Below are 17,138 nucleotides of genomic sequence, written 5' to 3'. Positions count from 1 at the left end.
AACCCCCCGACACCGAGTGGTGCCGAGAGGTCATCCGCAGGTAATTATGTTTTAAGCAAAACTACCTGTCATTTATCACAGAATATTCACGGTGGAAAATTCTTTATTCAAAACCAATTTCACCAATGGCCTCCTTGCTTATTTTAATGGCTTCCAGAGGCTGCAAGCCATCAAAGGTCATATCCTGCTCCACGAAGTAATACTCCATCCCTGAGCGGTCCTTTTGGTCCAGGATACGCCCAAAGTCTATAGTGCCTTCTCCTACGGGAGCGAACCGGCCCTGGTCGTCCATATCCTTTACGTGCCAAGCCTTGAATCGGCCGGGATGTGCTTCAAAATAGGCGAGGGGGTCTGCTCCGGCGGCAGTCATCCAGTACAAATCCATTTGAAAGTTGACCAGTTCGGGATCGAGGTTTTCCAGTAAGTAGTCCAGTACAACCACCCCGTCTTCGTTCTCGATCAGCTCAAAGTCGTGGTTGTGATAGAGTAATTCCAGACCAGCGTCCTTGCACTTCTGGCCCAGGGTCTCCAGGATTTGAGCCAGTTCTTCCGCGGTTCCTTCCATGGATAGCGTACGGGTAGCCGGATCAAATTTGAACATGCCCATGGGTGGGACGGGAACCACAAAATATTTAAAACCAGCAGCCTTAACGTCGGCAATCATGGCGTCGGCGTTATCCAGGGTTACACTGCCCTGATGGGTGCTCACCGGATTTAGCCCAACGGAATCCAGAAAGCTCTTGAAAGCTGCGGGTGCCATCCCGTAGAAGGTACCGTTATCGTATCCTGCAGCTTCTATATTGGCATACCCAAGGGCGGCTACTTCCATCAAAGTTCCTTTGGGATCTTCTCCCATTGCATCGCGGACGGTATATAGTGCCAGACCTCCTGAAGGTTCATCGGATACTTCCTCCTGCATTACTGTTTCTTCCTCATTTTCGGCCTTTTTGGCTTCGCCCTTGCAGGAAAGGGAAAGACTTAGGAATGCAACGGCCAGGAAACCAGTTTGAAAGGCGGGTAAATATTTGTTAGTTTTCATAAATATTGAAATGATGTTGTTTATGGAAGCTTATTAAGAAGCAAGCTCAAGATAGCTATTTCAAGACTGTAACCCTAAACCGGATTCAAGCCGATGAAAACACGAGGATTAATTACTGCCGTACTATTCACGGCTTTTTGTACTAAATGCTTGGCCCAACAGGACAGCTTACTGAAAGCACACACCATTTTCGCCAATGATTTTGAGGAACCTGTAATTGCCGATTATCTCAAGGATAAGATTTCAAGCAGTCAATTTATCCTACTCGGGGAAACCCATGGGATAGTAGAGGTTGGTGAAATCACCAATTCCTTATACGATATGTCGCAACCGTTCGGCTACAATACGCTGGTGATCGAAACCGATCCTTTAGCAGCGGAAATGCTCACTGAGTTTTTGGATTCCGATGACCCCCTTGGGCAGGCCACAAAGTTTGAAAATAAATATCCATGGAGTATTGCCTTTTACAACAACCGGGAAGATTACAACTTGCTCACGAATGTCGGAAAGCAAGGGGGAAAGCTTTGGGGTATTGATCAGACATTGATGGCTGGCTTTAGAATGGCGTTTTGGACGCTAGTCGAAAATTCCGATAATCCAACTTTGATTGAGCTGGCTAAAGAAGAGCTGGAACGCGCTGATAGTGGTTACAAGGAAGCCGTAACAAGCAAAAACTTCATGGCGGCGTATATCTTCCAATACTCTAAAGAAATACATGATTCCCTACTTCTTGCGGCCACTGAAGATTGGGAGCGGGGCTTGATAGCGGACCTCTGGAAAACCAAGGAAATTTATGGCTATCAGTTTAAAGGGGAATACTACTGGAACAATGAAATTCGTGGGCAACTTATGAAACACAATTTCATGGAGTATTACAAAGAGGCCCAGACTACCGAAACCCTTCCTAAAGCCGTATTTAAACTTGGATATAATCACGCTGGGCGGGGACTCACATTTACCAGAATTTATGACATTGGGAATATGGCCTCGGAATTGGCCAATGCCAATGGGATGCGCTCCCTGAATATACTGGCTGCCGGAATCACCGGATTTCAGAATCGATCCAACCCGGTAGAGACAGATAAAGACAGTATCGCGATTGAGCGAAGCAAATATATCCCCGATGAAATACTTAATCTGGCCGAAGGAAGTGCTAAGAAGTATGTGGTAATTAAGACCGAGGAGCTACGATCACAGGCGAGTAAGTTCAGCGACCAGGTTCAGAACTTCCTATTTAAATTCGACCTTATTGTCTTGATTAAAGACGCTACACCTTTGACGAAGCTATGAGACTTACCTATGTCCACAAGAGCATCCTTAAAATAGTAATCCTGTTGTTCTGCTTTACTGCTTCGGCCCAGGTAAGCTTTACTGAGAAGTATCAGTCTACCCAGCTATCCTCCGTTGAGAAGTTCACCATTGACTTCCGCGATAGTCTGGATAACGAGATAAGCCTGCCGGTTGTAATTATCAGGGGAAAGGAAGCGGGACCGACCCTCACGGTTTTAGCCGGGGTACATGGTTACGAATACCCGCCGATCATTGCGGTTCAGGAAATTCTTAAGGAAATTGTACCGGAGCAGCTGTCGGGTACGCTTATTTTATCGCCAGTTACTAATACCGGGGCTTTCTATGGTCGCGCCTTATTCATTAATCCGGCAGACGGGGTAAACCTGAATCGTAGTTTCCCCGGAGATTCTCAGGGGACTGTGACCCAGCAAATCGCCCACTATATAACCACAAACATTATCCCGGTTTCAGATGTTTTTCTGGATATTCATGGGGGTGATGCCAGTGAGGATCTGGTTCCTTTTGTTTGCTATTACAATCACGAAGGGAAATCAGCCCAAACCGCTTTAGCTGCTGTGTTGTCGGAACGAAGTGGATTTCCCAATGTGGTGTCCTACCCGTACACTTTGAAGGATTCCGAACCGGCTAAGTACGTTTTTAAGCAAGCCGTTCAGGACGGAAAGGTGGGATTGAGTTTTGAGGCCGGGCTCCTGGGGAATGTTCAGGAAGGGGCAGTAGCGCTTAATAAGAATGGCATCTACAACGTCATGCGCGAGCTCGGGATGTACGAGACAGACCTGGTTTTACCCACAGTTTTAAATCGATACAATGATCAGGTATATGTCCGGGTGCCACAGCAAGGGATATTCTACAGCAATTTACGGGCGGGTGATAGGGTCGATAAGGATCAGGAAATCGGATATATTACCGACGAATTTGGGGAAAAGCTCGAAAAAATTAAGGCCCCTGCCAGTGGTTTGATTCTCTACAAAATCGGAACGCCACCGGTAAAAACTGGCGAAACGCTCATGTGTATTGGGATTCCGGAGGAATAAAAAGACGGGATTACTCGCTTCGCTCGTGATCCTGAGTATGGAGGAGACTAAAAGAAACCCTGACTTCTGCCTGGCGGCAGAAATCGGGTTTTTTCATTCCGTTCGGATTTTCGAAGCCAGCTTCGAATCCTCCCGAAATAAAAAAACCCCGACGACTTTGTCGTCAGGGTTTCTTTTGTCGGGGTGGCAGGATTCGAACCTGCGACCTCCTGCTCCCAAAGCAGGCGCGATAACCGGGCTACGCTACACCCCGAGGATTTTGCGGAGAGACTGGGACTCGAACCCAGGCGACGGTTACCCGTCGACAGATTAGCAATCTGCTCCGTTACCACTCCGGCACCTCTCCTGATTCCAGCCAAGTCAGACACAAAAGAGCGCTAGGCCAAAATGCGGATGCAAATGTACTTTTTCATCTGCTCAGTCGCAACTTTTTGAAAAGCTTTTTTCTTCTATCGCGACTCGCCAAGCCACCATCGCGATTTTGGCTGCTTTCGGACCAGTCCAAACCGGGCTACAGCATTCACTTTTAGATGCTGAACCATATCCTCCACGGAATCTGTTACGAACAGCAAATCCTTGTCCTCAGGCGAGATGGTTCCTTCCTGGACCATGACATCCACGTGGTCCAGGATTTCGGCGTGGTAGTCCTTACTAACGACCACAATTGGGAAGTCTTTAATCTTGCCGGTTTGCATGAGGGTAACCGATTCAAAGAGTTCGTCCAGTGTTCCCATTCCTCCTGGTAACACCACAAAGGCATACGAGTATTTTAGGAGCAGGAATTTGCGAACGAAGAAGTAGGGGATATTGATCCATTTATGCAGATAAGGATTTTCGTGCTGCTCCTTAGGCAGGACTATGTTGCATCCAATTGAGTATCCTCCTGCTTCAAAAGCCCCTTTATTGGCGGCTTCCATAATCCCCGGACCTCCTCCTGTCATTACGGTAAAACCCATATCCGAAAGGGCTTTACCCACGGCTACACCTTGCTGGTAATAGGGATTCTCCGGTTTAAACCGGGCCGAACCAAAAACGGTTACGCAGGGCCCCACAAAGTGTAACTTTCGGAATCCACGGATAAAATGGTAACCTACCTTTAAGGTAAACCACAATTCTTTAAAACGGTCCTGAGGTCCCTCCAGGAAGGTATCAGGACGCGTCAGGGGATAGGGATTTTTATTGGACATACGGGAGATCGGAAGGAGTTAGGGATTACAAGCTGAAATATAGGAAGAATTTGAGGGGAAGGCTAAAGGAATCCTCAGGACTTCCTTAATTTAGACATCCATTTTCTTAAAGCTGAATCCATGAAAATTGTGACCTGGAATGTGAATGGAATTCGCGCCATTCTAAAAAAGGAATTTGAAGCAAAAATAGCTGAGCTGGCCCCGGATATTCTCTGTCTGCAGGAAACCAAGGCGGAGGCCGCCATGACGGAAGACTTGTTACAATCCCTCGGCGATTATACGATTCACGCCCGGGAGGCAGAGCGGAAAGGCTATTCCGGAACGGCTATTGCCAGTAAGGCTGCCCCTGAGCAAATCACCCATCCTGAGCAAGGGGAACTCTCGAAAGAGGGGCGTATTCAATGTGCAGATTTTGGAGACTTCTACCTAGTTAACGTCTATGTGCCCAATTCCGGGAATGGTTTAAAGCGTTTGGATTACCGGGAAGAATGGGACGCAGATTTCCTCGAATACCTTAAGGGATTACAAGAGGAAAAACCCCTGATCCTTTGCGGAGACCTCAATGTAGCGCATCAGGCAATCGATTTGAAAAACGATAAATCCAATTATAACAAGACTGCCGGCTTTACTCAGGTCGAGATTGATGGTATGGATCGGCTGCAACAGGCCGGACTGGTAGATGTTTTTCGCAAACTTAATCCGGAAACTGAGGCCTATACCTATTGGAGCTACCGATTTAATGCCCGTCAAAAGAATATCGGCTGGCGTATCGACTATTTTTTGGTCAGCGAGGAATTGCTTCCCCGGGTTAAGGGGATTTCTATCCACAAGGAATTGGAGGGATCGGATCACTGTCCTGTAGTTTTGGAGTTGGATTAGTATTTCCTGATGGGGACCAGTTAGGCTTCCAATTTTGTACCTTAGGACCATGTCTGCTAATTCAAAAGCGTATTGGCGCGCTAATATTCGTCTTGTACTCCTTCTCCTGAGCATCTGGTTCACGGTTTCCTATGGTTTTGGTATTCTGTTGCGGGATTGGATGGACCAGTTTCAAGTAGGCGGCTTTCGCCTGGGCTTCTGGTTTGCGCAGCAAGGCTCCATCTATGTTTTCGTCCTTTTGATTTTCGTCTACGTCTATCGCATGAACCGCCTGGATGCCAAGTATGGCTTTGGTGAAGGCGATTAGCCGGGATTACGGGCCGCACAGGGTTTTTCTTACAAGACAAACATCAGAATAAGGGCTATTCACCCAAAAAAGTAGGAAAAACACAACATTTTCTCTAAATCAGGGCTTTCATTGTCTTATTTCGGTATTCCAACAATAAGACAAAGACTATGTACAAGCAGATTTACCTGGTAGACGATGAGGAATTGGTAAACACTCTCAATACCATCCACTTCCGCAAACTTGGATTAGAAGACAAGATTAAAAGCTTCACGAATCCTGAACTAGCCTTAGACGATTTGCGCTTCCGCGAAGATCAATTTCAAAGGACGCTGATTATCCTGGACATCAATATGCCGGAAATGACGGGCTTCGAATTTTTGGAGTTCATGGAGCTCGAAGAATTTCCTACCAACAATGAAGTACTGATTGTAACTTCTTCTCAAGCAGAACAAGACAAGGATCAGGCCGCTACCTACGCCCAATACGTAAAGGGATTTATCAGTAAACCCTTGAGACTGCAGGATATTGAAGATTTCCTGGCCGTACACAACATGGTTTCCCGCCAAGCTATCTAATAGCATAACGGTCCTTTTACCAAGGGACCGCAAAACTTGGTTATGAAAAAAGGAACCAAGGTCGAGAAGTATCTCCGGCCTATCCGAAATATGGTTCAGTCTCAGCTGGTGAGCATGTTTGTTGTTTGCCTGGGTGTACTCTTCGCTCTACTGCATTTTGTAAGCACCATCGAAGATGACGCACGCTTCATCAATGAAGCCGGTAGACTTCGGACCTATGTTCCCCTGGTCACTAAATCCATATATCACGAACAGCTATATGGAAACTCATCCAGCGGACACCTTGCATTCCACCTGGACAATTGGCTGGCAACGCATAAGATGCTGCAAGAGGGAAATTCCTTTGAGGAAAGCAACTTATTCAATAGCCGGCAACTCGATAGTATTTACGATAGGATTACTACCTACCAGGCCAAATTAATAGCGGTCACCGCCCAAGAGAATATTTCCCCGAAAATCCTTCAGGATTCCATTCCTTTATGGGAATCAGAATACCTGACAGGAATGGACTTTATTGTGGATTCCTACCAGGAACAATACGAGGCCGACCTTACCAACTTCCGTGTATTTACAGTAAGTGGCATGGTTTTGCTGTTGGTTGTTGGACTCTTGTGCTATCAATATTTGCTGGCTCCGATCTACCAGAATTTCCGAAAGATATTTTCAAAGCTTGAGCGAAGCGAAAACCAATTACTCGAAGCCCAGGAAATCAGTAAAATGGGCAATTGGCATTGGGACATGGTTTTCGATAAAATTACCTGGTCCGATCAATTGTACGGTGTATTCGGACAAAAGAAAGGGGAATACGAGGCCAACTACGGGAACCTCATGGAGTTGATCCACCCCGATGACCGGGAGGCGTTTAATTTTGACGTGGAACGGGCAATCGAAGAAAAGATCGACCACGATATTGTCCATAGAATCATTATCAACGGGGGTGAAATCCGCTATGTACACCAAAAAGGGCGAGCATTCTACGACGAAAATGGCAAACCGGTGAGGATGGCCGGAACCACCATAGATGTCACCGAACAAATGGTTACACAGCAAAAAATTGTCAATCAGAATAAGGAATTACAAAACTTCATCCACGTAATTTCACATAACCTGCGGCGTCCCGTTGCCAATATCCTTGGATTACACGAAATCTATGAACCGGGCAACCACGTTCAGAACGATGAGGTTATTGAGCACATTCGCGTTTCTTGTGAAACCCTGGACACGACCATTCGCGACCTGAACCATTCGCTTTCGCTGCGTCAACTCAAATCGGAAGAATTCGAGGACGTTGATCTGGAAGAAGTTATTCAGGACGTATTTACCTTACTGGTTGTTGATATTGCGGAAGCCAGGGCCCAATTAGATGTGCAGTTGCAGGTAAAGCGTTTGCCTGGGGTCAAGAGTTATTACGTAAATATTCTATACAACCTGGTACTTAACGCCATCAAATACAGTAAGCCAGGTGTTCCTCCCGAAATCCTGATTTGTACTAAGGAGCATTTTGGGGGATATGCTCTTGAGGTTCATGATAATGGAAAGGGAATGCGGATGACCCCGGAGTCTCGCAAGAAAATATTTGATATGTATGGACGCCTCAGTGGGGATACCGAGGGTAAGGGCCTTGGACTATACCTTGTCAAGACTCAAATAGAAGCCATGCAGGGTCAGATTCAGGTAGCCAGCACAATGGGGGAGGGGACGCAATTCCAAATCCGTATACCAAAAAATACAATTGAGATGCGGGACTTTGAGTCCATGAAACCCACGTTTGTAGCCCCGCAACAGCCTGCCTAGACTTTATTGGCAGGTGATTCGGATCAGGTAGTTTTGTTCTGCCCACAAGTTTCTCTACTTTAGTCAGGGAGTAACCAACCCAGTTCTGCCTTGACCGTTCAAATCTGGACTTATGTCCTGGTCGCCCTGACCTTCGCGCTCTATATCGGTATAGCAATATGGTCCCGAGCCGGTTCCACCGGTGAGTTCTATGTAGCTGGTGGCGGGGTTTCTCCACTGGCCAACGGGATGGCTACTGCAGCAGATTGGATGTCGGCCGCTTCCTTTATTTCGATGGCCGGAATCATTGCTTTTGATGGCTATGATGGCTCGGTATACCTGATGGGATGGACGGGAGGATATGTTTTACTGGCACTATTGCTGGCACCTTACCTGCGCAAATTTGGCAAGTTTACTGTGCCCGATTTTATCGGTGAGCGCTATTATTCGCAGACGGCGCGGATCGTAGCGGTGCTCTGTGCTATTCTGGTATCCTTTACCTATGTCGCCGGACAGATGCGCGGGGTAGGGGTGGTGTTTTCGCGATTCCTCGAAGTGGATGTTACCACAGGTGTGATTATCGGGATGGTAATCGTTTTATTTTATGCGGTATTAGGGGGAATGAAGGGGATTACCTATACCCAGGTGGCTCAGTACTGTGTCCTGATTTTTGCCTTTATGGTTCCCGCTATCTTTATCTCCATTCAAATGACGGGAAATCCCATTCCCCAATTGGGTATGGGGGATACCCTGGCCGATGGATCCGGGACCTACTTATTGGATAAGCTCGATGGATTATCCCAGGAATTGGGATTCTCGGCTTATACGGAAGGTTCAAAATCCCGCATCGATATCTTCGCCATAACCCTTGCGCTGATGGTTGGTACGGCAGGGTTGCCTCATGTTATTGTCCGATTTTTTACCGTGCGACGCGTTAGGGACGCCAGAAAGTCGGCCGGCCTGGCCTTGTTGCTTATCGCGCTGTTGTATACCACCGCCCCTGCTGTGGCTGTCTTTGCCAAAACCAATCTCATACGTACGGCCAGTGGGGCCCGTTACGACGAGGTGCCTGCCTGGTTCAGTAAATGGGAGAAAACCGGATTGCTGACTTTTGAGGATCGCAACGGGGATGGTATTATCCAATATGTTGCGGATCCTGCGGTTAACGAACTTGTTGTAGATAAAGACATTATGGTTTTGGCTAACCCGGAGATAGCCAATTTACCTGCCTGGGTGATTGCGCTGGTGGCCGCCGGAGGGCTGGCAGCTGCATTATCTACCGCGGCCGGACTACTTCTTGTGATTTCCTCTTCCATCTCCCACGACTTAATCAAAAAGGTATTCCGTCCGGACATCAGTGAAAAACAAGAACTATGGGCGGCCCGCCTGGCCGCAACGGCTGCCGTAGTGGTCGCCGGGTACTTCGGGATAGATCCACCAGGCTTTGTCGCTGCAGTGGTGGCCCTTGCTTTTGGATTGGCTGCAGCCTCTTTTTTTCCGGCCATCCTACTGGGGATATTTTATAAGAAAATGAATAGTAAAGGAGCAGTAAGCGGCATGGTCGTCGGGATTTCCCTGATGTTGTTTTATATGCTCAAATTTAAATTCGGCCTTTTTGACGGGGGGAAGGAAGCCGTCGAAGGACTAAAGGAAAGCTGGTGGTTTGGCATTTCCCCCGAAGGTTTCGGTTCTGTAGCTATGTTGGTGAATTTTGCTGTCGCCCTTACGGTCAATTACTTTACTCCTGCTCCTCCGGAGCGGGTCCAACAGCTTGTCGAAAACATCCGTGTTCCTTCAGGAGCCCCTCCACCCGGAGATCATTAAGTCGGGATGGACCGCTTATGATTTTGCTATAATCCTTACCTTTAAAAGCTATGAGCAACTACCATATCAAGCATCTGGAAGAGTATTTTCAGGTCTACCGTAAATCGGTACGCGACCCGGAGAGTTTTTGGGAGGAAATAGCCGAGGAGCACTTCCTCTGGCGCAAAAAATGGGACAAAGTCCTCGAATGGGATTTTACCAAACCCGAAGTGCGTTGGTTTGGAGGTGCCCAACTGAATATTACCGAAAACTGCCTGGACAGGCACTTAACCACTCGGGGTAATAAAACAGCTATTCTTTTTGAGCCCAATGACCCAAGCGAACCTGCACAGCACATCAGCTATAGCGAGCTTCATGAGCGGGTGGGCCGCATGGCCAATGTCCTGAAATCCAAGGGTATTGGTAAAGGAGATCGCGTCTGTATTTACCTTCCTATGATCCCGGAACTGGCTGTTTCTGTACTGGCCTGCGCCCGGATCGGTGCCATTCACTCTGTAGTGTTTGCCGGATTCTCTGCTACTGCCCTGGCTACCCGGATCAACGATTGCGATTGTAAAATGCTCATTACCTCCGACGGATCGTATCGCGGGGCCAAAACCATAGACCTGAAAGGAATTGTGGATAAGGCGCTGGAAGAATGCCCGAACCTTGAAACCGTATTGGTAGCCAAACGGATCGAAAGCGACATCCATATGGAGCCCGGAAGGGATCACTGGTTGCAACCCTTACTCGACAGTGCCCCGACAGACTGCCCGGCTGAGGTCATGGAAGCCGAGGACCCGCTTTTTATCCTTTACACTTCCGGATCAACAGGAAAACCTAAGGGAATGGTCCACAGCTGCGCGGGTTATATGATCTACGCGGCATACACCTTTAAAAACATATTCCAGTACCGGGAGAAGGATGTCTACTGGTGTACCGCCGATATCGGCTGGATAACCGGCCATTCCTACATTGTTTATGGCCCATTGGCCAATGGGGCTACCACGCTGATGTTCGAGGGGGTGCCTTCCTTTCCGGATTTTGGTCGTTTCTGGGAAGTTGTCGAAAAACATAAAGTAAATCAGTTTTACACGGCACCCACGGCTATTCGTGCCCTGGCCAAGGAAAACCTTGAGTACGTTGAGAAATACGATCTGAGTTCCCTGAAAGTTCTTGGAACGGTTGGAGAGCCCATCAACGAAGAGGCCTGGCACTGGTATAACAACAATGTGGGGCATAAACAGAGTCCGATCGTGGACACCTGGTGGCAAACGGAAACAGGAGGAATTATGATCAGCCCGATTCCTTACGTAACCCCCACAACACCAACTTACGCCACCTTGCCCTTTATTGGGATCCAGCCGGCTCTGATGGATGAAAATGGGGTTGAGATCAAAGGAAACCAGGTAAGTGGACGGTTGTGCATAAAGTTCCCGTGGCCTTCCATGGCACGTACCATTTGGGGGAACCATGCCCGCTACCGGGACACGTATTTCTCGGCCTACGAGAACAAATATTTTACCGGAGATGGCGCCATGCGTGACGCCGTGGGCTACTACCGGATTACGGGTCGTGTAGACGACGTAATAATTGTAAGCGGGCACAACCTGGGTACCGCACCAATTGAAGATTCGATTAATGAGCACCCTGCAGTGGCCGAGTCGGCCATTGTTGGCTTTCCACATGACGTGAAGGGGAATGCACTCTATGGCTTCGTTATTTTAAAGGAGACCGGGGAGACCCGAAACCGCGAAAACCTCTACAAGGAGATCAACCAGCAAATCACCGAACAGATCGGACCCATTGCCAAACTGGATAGGATCTTATTTGTCTCTGGTTTGCCCAAGACGCGAAGTGGGAAGATCATGCGAAGGATCCTAAGGAAAATAGCCTCAGGAGAAACCGGTAATTTGGGGGATATCAGCACCTTACTCAATCCGGAAGTGGTCCAGGAAATTATCGAAAAAGCCGGTTAATTCATCGGATAATCGGCAGACCAGGCGTTGTTTGCCTATAAAAATTCCCCATTGGGCGAGCATTGGCTTGCAAATTGGGCTTTCCCCCTGAATTTTAATTACTTGCAGCCGGTCGTTACCTGGGTATCGTCTCATTTTCTATTGCGTTTTGGCTAAACCCTTTTTGAATTATATCCATACGTTTCGCGCTTTTGCGATAGTTATTATCGTAATGGGGCACGTATTTACCGTCCTGGAAATCCCGACCCAAGGATTTTTGGAACGGTTTATGGCCAATCTCTTCCTCGGCGGAACCACCCTGTTTGTATTTATTTCCGGATATCTTTTCAATCACATCTTTGTCCCCCGCTATGATTTTAAAACCTTTTACAAGGGCAAAGTATATCGCTTATTACTCCCATTTTTAATACTGGGGACCGTTCCTATCCTGTTTCGGATTGTTACAGGAAGCCAACCGGGGGGGACGGAGTATTTCTCAACCCATGAAACCCTTGTTCTGGGAGAAGAGGTTACCGCAACACTAAAGTATTTGGGGACCGGTAAATTTGCGCTGGCCTATTGGTACATCCCTTTCGCGATGTGTCTCTATATTTTTGCGCCGCTGCATTTTCGCTTTACACGTCTCAAGTGGCCCCTGCAAGTGGTGGTATTGAGCGGTTTAATCCTCCTAGCCTTGTTCCTCCAGCGTCCGAAGTATTATCCCGATTCGCTGCTGGTTCAGAATTTACAATCGGTGCTGTTTTTTACCCCGGTGTACTTGTTTGGGATAATGTGTTCCATCCATTGGGAAGGCATTCGGAAAAATCTGGAACCGAGAATTCCGATACTCTTTATGCTTTTGGTATTCTTTAATGGTATGCAGGTTTATGGCAATGGAATAGGAACCTATGCCAAACCTCCACTGGAATACAATGGCGTGGATTTTATGCTGTTGCACAAATTGGTCATGTGCGTTCTGTTACTTATCCTGTTCCAGCGAATGGGCAGCAAGCAAAACAAATTGGTTTCGGCCATTGCTAATATGAGTTTTGCCATCTATTTTCTCCACGGTTTGCTGTTTACCTTCCTCATGTATTTGAATAGCCGCGGGATCATTGAACTTGCAAAGGCAGCCAATTGGGGCAATTTCTTATTGCTCACTGCAGGGACCCTGGCGCTCTGTATGCTTATTGCCAAAGCCTTCAAAATGCTGTTCCCGAGAAAAAGCCGTTACATTATCGGGTACTGATTGGCAGCTCTTATGCCCGACTTTGGGTATTAAAAGCGCGAAGAACTACTTTTTATATATTTAAGGGATAGTCTTCGAACCCATGAAGCTCCCAGGGCCATTTCTTATTCTGCTTGTATTTCTGATGCTTGGAAATGCTCATGGGCAACGATTCCAATATCGTTGTTACCAGGGAGATGCGTTTCCTTTTGAGCGCGTAAATCAGACTGTACAGGATTCTGAAGGCTATGTTTGGTCGGCTACCGATAATGGGTTGTTCCGATTCGACGGGAAAAGCTATGAAGACTTCAACCTATCCTTGCGCAGCAAAACAATACGCAGTTTTGAAAGGTGGAACGATTCCACGCTTTTATTTACCAATGACACCGGGATTTATAAACTGGAGCCCGGTGAATCTGGCCCAGAAATATCCGCCTTCGCCAATACCCTTGAACGGGAGTATCCCACAACACTCTTTAAAGATTCTCAAGCCCGCTTATGGTCGGGCCGCATGGACGGAAGCATAGTTTTATATACCCCGGGACAGGAAGCGAAACGCAGGTACCACCCCGTAAAACAAACTAAAACAAAAGGGCCTTTTTTTGGTGAGGACGGGAAGGGCACTATTTGGGCATTATATCCGCAAATTGGACTCTTTTTTGCCGAAAAAGGAGCTGCTGAGTTCGAAGAGCTCGCAGGTTACGACGATGCCAATCACTTTTACGTGGAAGACTCCCGCATATGGATTGTAGGTAAGGGGATTACAGAGATTTCACTTTCCGGTGAAACTCCTGTTGAAATTAAATCTTCTGCTTCCCAGCAGGAGTTATACTATATCACTCGTGATAACAGCGGCGTCCATTATACAGCAAGCCATTCTGCCCTTTACACTTTTGACAGTCAAAGCAGCAGTTATGCGCTGTCCAAAGTTTTTGGATCCAATGACCCCCATCGTGTTGAGGAACTGCCGTTACAGGGAGTAAGCGACATACAGTTTACCGTAAATGCCGGTAGCCAGAAACCTCAAATTTGGGTAAGCTCAGAAAAAGGGTTGTGCCTTTTGTGGACGGGTTTCTTCCAGAATATCTCCGGCCTGGGATACGATAATGTCACGGGGCTTTACACAACGGAAGACGATCAAATACTGTTATCGCAGGGTCCGGTTCATCGCATTTTAAATACGGGTGGTGAAATTACCTATAACCGGGTAGCAGCGGTAAATGGGATAACCGGCATGGCGTCCAAGGGACCAGACACCTGGTATGGCTCCACAGGAGGCGTGATTTATCATTACCGGAACGATATCCTGGTCAACAGGTATGATCTCTCGGACCGGGGCAGCGGCATATTTTTTATGTCCAGGGATCACCAGGATGCTATTTGGTTTTGTCAGGCAACCTCGGATAAGCCGCTGTTGGGGGTAGCTAAACTGGATGCCGGGGGCAAGGTATCCATGTACGGCAGGGAGAAAGGGTTCGAGAGCCGCATTTTAGTAATTCGCGAAGGTGGAAGAGAAGAACTGTATGCTGCCGGGATAGGGGAGGATTCGTACTTGTATAAATATAATTGGGAGGCAGATGTTTTTGAGAATAAGAGCCTGCCTTTTTCATTTGAGGTGAGCAGTAATTTCGAGGTGCACGATATCGCTGTAGACGATTCGGGTATCGTATGGATGGCGTCCACCGATGGCCTACTCAAATACGACACCGAAACGGTCCGCCAGGTAAACCTGGGACCATATACGCCTAATGAAGTACGGGCGGTTACTGCCATGCCCAATGGACAGATTTGGATAGCGACCGACACCAACGGATTAATTCACCTTTCTCCAACGGGCGATTTTGTGGTATTTGACGAGGAAAGTGGCACCCCCTCTAAAGTGGCTTCCTACCGCTGCTTGGCTCTGGATAATCAGGAACAGTTATGGGTAGGTACAGCCGAGGGATTGGTGTATTCTGCCGGGACCCTTCCAGCACCACTACCTACACAGGTACCGAAAGTTCGGGCGGCTACCCTGGACAACGCTCAAATCTTCAGCGACACCCAGTTTGAGATTCGGGAAGGGCAGCAGCTTCAGCTCGAAATGACCACACTAACCTTTCCAAGCAGTGGTGTAAGCTATCAGTACAAAGTCTTTTTGCAGGATACTCCCGTTGGTGAGGTAGGTGATTTTGCCTGGATTATGGCCGAGGAGGCGCGCATACTTCCTCAAAACCTGCTTCCGGGAGCCTATGAGATATGGATTCGGGCGCAGCAACCCGGGGGTTATTCCTGGAGTGAACCCAGCAAAGTACAGGTAGCAGTAAGCGGAAAATGGTATACCAGCTGGTGGGGCATGCTCTTTCTCGGCCTTATCGGATTCCTCTTCTTTTGGTTTATTCTCCGCCGGTGGTTTTTGACACGAATCAGCGGTCTGGAAGAATCCCTGGATCAAAAGCAGTCGGAGATTGTAAAAAAGGAAGCAGAGCTAAAGAGCACCGGGACTAATGTGTATATGCTGGAACGCCTGATCCGGCAGATGCCTAAAAATGGTTCCTGGGAAGATTTTTGGCCCACCCTGACAAAACTGATCGAATTGCCCACAGGGATCGATGCCTTTGAAATCGCTGCAAAAAAGAAGAATGAGGTGGTGTACCATTTATTCGAACGCGCGAAACCGGAGAAAACAAAGAGGCTGGTGGAATTTAATGAAAAGGACGATCTGGCGAGCTATGTGATGGTAAACGGTAAGCCGTTATTGCTATCCGACTACGACACGGAAGCCTCCCGTTACATCGGCGGTAAAAGCGATCGTGGCTTTGCCTCAAGGGTATTGGTACCCTTCCACCAGAAAAAAGGAAGTCCGGCCGTATTGTGCGTTTACCGACACGAACCTGAGGCATTCTCTCCGCTGGACTATACCCTGATACAGATCCTGGGTTCCTATCTGGGAGCAGCGGTTAACGACGAATTGCAATAAATGATTAGAAACTACCACATAGTATTGTTGCTGCTGACCTTAGGGCTTATTCCTGCCACCTTAGGGGCGCAGCAGGCAGATACCCTGCGCATTGGAGTTTTCGAAAATCCACCCTTTGTAATTCGCGACGCCGAGGGATTTTCCGGTATCTCCATTGATCTCTGGGAACACATTGCCCGGGAAACGAACAGGCCGTTTACTTACCAGGCGTTTAGTGATGGCGTAGGCGTAGTTCGTGCCCTGGATTACCAGGAACTCGATCTGAGTATTAACCCTATGGCGGTTACCGCCCAGCGACTCGACCGATTTGAGGTTAGCCAGCCATTCTTTATATCGGGAATAGGGGTGGTCACTACAGCCAGCAATCAGAATAAATTTGAAATATTCATCAACAACTTCTTCTCCCGGGATTTCCTGAATGTTGTCCTGCTCCTGATCCTGATACTCCTGGTATTTGGAACCCTGCTGTGGTTTGTGGAACGAAGGAAGAACAAGTATCAGTTTCGCCCGGGGATTATGGGCTTGTTCGATGGACTCTGGTGGGCTGCCGTGACCATGACTACCGTAGGCTATGGGGATAAAGCACCCAAAACCCACCTGGGGAAGACCATTGGTATCATTTGGATGTTTACCGCGATTATAATCATCTCCAGTTTTACGGCTACCATTGCCTCGACCCTGACGGTAAATACACTGGAATCCCAGATCGATGGGCTTGAAGACCTGCAGACCATTGAACGTGTTGGCGTAGTCGGGGCCTCCGACGGCGAGCTATTTGTTAGGGAGCAGGGAGTTGTTCCCTATCGCATCTACCGCAACCCCACCCAGGCGCTGCGTGCCTTAACCCGAAAGGAAATAGATGTTCTGGTCCACGATAAAACCGCAATGGATTATCTGATATTGACCAATCAGTTGGAGGAGAAAGTAAAGAAACTTCCCTTTACTTTCAATAAGCAGTACCGCAGCTTTTTGCTGCCTGAATCACAGCCTCATTTCGATGAGATCAACAGGGAGCTGGTAGACTATTTGCAATCCGAAGGATGGAGTGATTTGTTGAAAAAATATAATCTTCGGGAGGAATAGCTCCATGCTTGCCCCATCTC

General features: G+C 47.8%; 13 protein-coding genes and 2 tRNA genes. 11 read left to right on the top strand and 4 right to left on the bottom strand.

The window, feature by feature from the left end; genetic code table 11:
* Positions 1–103: 103 nt before the first annotated feature.
* Entirely contained in the window at positions 104–1,039 is a 936-nt protein-coding gene (locus tag BM318_RS10705; protein ID WP_394333338.1) for a sugar phosphate isomerase/epimerase family protein, read from the bottom strand.
* A gap of 93 nt (positions 1,040–1,132) precedes the next feature.
* Here BM318_RS10705 and BM318_RS10700 point away from each other — a divergent pair, with 93 nt between their 5' ends.
* Positions 1,133–2,329 carry a TraB/GumN family protein gene (locus tag BM318_RS10700; protein WP_143099965.1) on the top strand — a complete coding sequence of 399 codons (1,197 nt, stop codon included), beginning with the start codon at positions 1,133–1,135 and terminating at the stop codon, positions 2,327–2,329.
* Positions 2,326–3,384, top strand: a complete 1,059-nt coding sequence (locus BM318_RS10695; protein ID WP_092982601.1) for a succinylglutamate desuccinylase/aspartoacylase family protein — start codon at positions 2,326–2,328, stop codon at positions 3,382–3,384. The genes BM318_RS10700 and BM318_RS10695 overlap by 4 nt, the downstream gene beginning before the upstream one ends.
* 178 nt (positions 3,385–3,562) lie before the next feature.
* On the opposite strand, the gene BM318_RS10690 is transcribed toward BM318_RS10695, so the two are convergent.
* From BM318_RS10690 to BM318_RS10680, 3 genes are all read right to left on the bottom strand, one after another.
* A tRNA-Pro gene (locus BM318_RS10690) sits at positions 3,563–3,637 on the bottom strand.
* Positions 3,638–3,646: 9 nt separating this feature from the next.
* Positions 3,647–3,730 (bottom strand) — tRNA-Ser (locus BM318_RS10685).
* Positions 3,731–3,833: 103 nt separating this feature from the next.
* Positions 3,834–4,571 (bottom strand): LOG family protein, encoded by a 738-nt coding sequence (locus BM318_RS10680; protein ID WP_092982600.1) that lies wholly within the window; start codon positions 4,569–4,571, stop codon positions 3,834–3,836.
* Between the two features lie 120 nt (positions 4,572–4,691).
* Here BM318_RS10680 and BM318_RS10675 point away from each other — a divergent pair, with 120 nt between their 5' ends.
* The 9 genes from BM318_RS10675 (at position 4,692) to BM318_RS10635 (ending at position 17,118) form a co-directional block, all read left to right on the top strand.
* Positions 4,692–5,450 carry an exodeoxyribonuclease III gene (locus BM318_RS10675; RefSeq protein WP_092982599.1) on the top strand — a complete coding sequence of 253 codons (759 nt, stop codon included), beginning with the start codon at positions 4,692–4,694 and terminating at the stop codon, positions 5,448–5,450.
* A 49-nt stretch (positions 5,451–5,499) separates the two neighbouring features.
* Entirely contained in the window at positions 5,500–5,757 is a 258-nt protein-coding gene (locus BM318_RS10670) for a DUF4212 domain-containing protein (RefSeq protein ID WP_092982598.1), read from the top strand.
* Between the two features lie 149 nt (positions 5,758–5,906).
* Positions 5,907–6,314, top strand: a complete 408-nt coding sequence (locus tag BM318_RS10665; protein WP_092982597.1) for a response regulator — start codon at positions 5,907–5,909, stop codon at positions 6,312–6,314.
* A 42-nt stretch (positions 6,315–6,356) separates the two neighbouring features.
* On the top strand, positions 6,357–8,108 hold the full coding sequence (locus BM318_RS10660) for a sensor histidine kinase (protein WP_092982596.1): 1,752 nt from the start codon (positions 6,357–6,359) through the stop codon (positions 8,106–8,108).
* A 90-nt stretch (positions 8,109–8,198) separates the two neighbouring features.
* On the top strand, positions 8,199–9,911 hold the full coding sequence (locus BM318_RS10655; RefSeq protein WP_092982595.1) for a sodium:solute symporter family protein: 1,713 nt from the start codon (positions 8,199–8,201) through the stop codon (positions 9,909–9,911).
* A 50-nt stretch (positions 9,912–9,961) separates the two neighbouring features.
* Positions 9,962–11,869, top strand: a complete 1,908-nt coding sequence (gene acs, locus BM318_RS10650; RefSeq protein WP_092982594.1) for an acetate--CoA ligase — start codon at positions 9,962–9,964, stop codon at positions 11,867–11,869.
* A 163-nt stretch (positions 11,870–12,032) separates the two neighbouring features.
* Positions 12,033–13,097, top strand: coding sequence for an acyltransferase family protein (locus tag BM318_RS10645; RefSeq protein WP_177218304.1), 1,065 nt, complete (start codon positions 12,033–12,035; stop codon positions 13,095–13,097).
* A gap of 124 nt (positions 13,098–13,221) precedes the next feature.
* Positions 13,222–16,035: a GAF domain-containing protein gene (locus BM318_RS10640; RefSeq protein WP_218154998.1), complete on the top strand. Its 2,814-nt coding sequence runs from the start codon at positions 13,222–13,224 to the stop codon at positions 16,033–16,035.
* Positions 16,036–17,118, top strand: coding sequence for an ion channel (locus BM318_RS10635; protein ID WP_092982591.1), 1,083 nt, complete (start codon positions 16,036–16,038; stop codon positions 17,116–17,118).
* Positions 17,119–17,138: the final 20 nt, after the last annotated feature.

This window comes from Robiginitalea myxolifaciens, assembly GCF_900115205.1.
GTDB classification, from domain to species: Bacteria; Bacteroidota; Bacteroidia; order Flavobacteriales; family Flavobacteriaceae; genus Robiginitalea; species Robiginitalea myxolifaciens.
The sequence above is the reverse complement of the archived record's forward strand: the minus strand, read 5'-3'. Positions and strand labels throughout refer to the sequence as shown.

Excerpts from the sequence above, each read along its gene's own strand:
- BM318_RS10680 (WP_092982600.1), bottom strand. The coding sequence starts at position 4,571 with ATGTCCAATAAAAATCCCTATCCCCTGACGCGTCCTGATACCTTCCTG.
- BM318_RS10640 (WP_218154998.1), top strand. The coding sequence starts at position 13,222 with ATGCTTGGAAATGCTCATGGGCAACGATTCCAATATCGTTGTTACCAG.
- BM318_RS10670 (WP_092982598.1), top strand. The coding sequence starts at position 5,500 with ATGTCTGCTAATTCAAAAGCGTATTGGCGCGCTAATATTCGTCTTGTA.
- BM318_RS10695 (WP_092982601.1), top strand. The coding sequence starts at position 2,326 with ATGAGACTTACCTATGTCCACAAGAGCATCCTTAAAATAGTAATCCTG.
- BM318_RS10705 (WP_394333338.1), bottom strand. The coding sequence starts at position 1,039 with ATGAAAACTAACAAATATTTACCCGCCTTTCAAACTGGTTTCCTGGCC.
- BM318_RS10665 (WP_092982597.1), top strand. The coding sequence starts at position 5,907 with ATGTACAAGCAGATTTACCTGGTAGACGATGAGGAATTGGTAAACACT.
- BM318_RS10635 (WP_092982591.1), top strand. The coding sequence starts at position 16,036 with ATGATTAGAAACTACCACATAGTATTGTTGCTGCTGACCTTAGGGCTT.
- BM318_RS10675 (WP_092982599.1), top strand. The coding sequence starts at position 4,692 with ATGAAAATTGTGACCTGGAATGTGAATGGAATTCGCGCCATTCTAAAA.
- acs (WP_092982594.1), top strand. The coding sequence starts at position 9,962 with ATGAGCAACTACCATATCAAGCATCTGGAAGAGTATTTTCAGGTCTAC.
- BM318_RS10700 (WP_143099965.1), top strand. The coding sequence starts at position 1,133 with ATGAAAACACGAGGATTAATTACTGCCGTACTATTCACGGCTTTTTGT.
- BM318_RS10660 (WP_092982596.1), top strand. The coding sequence starts at position 6,357 with ATGAAAAAAGGAACCAAGGTCGAGAAGTATCTCCGGCCTATCCGAAAT.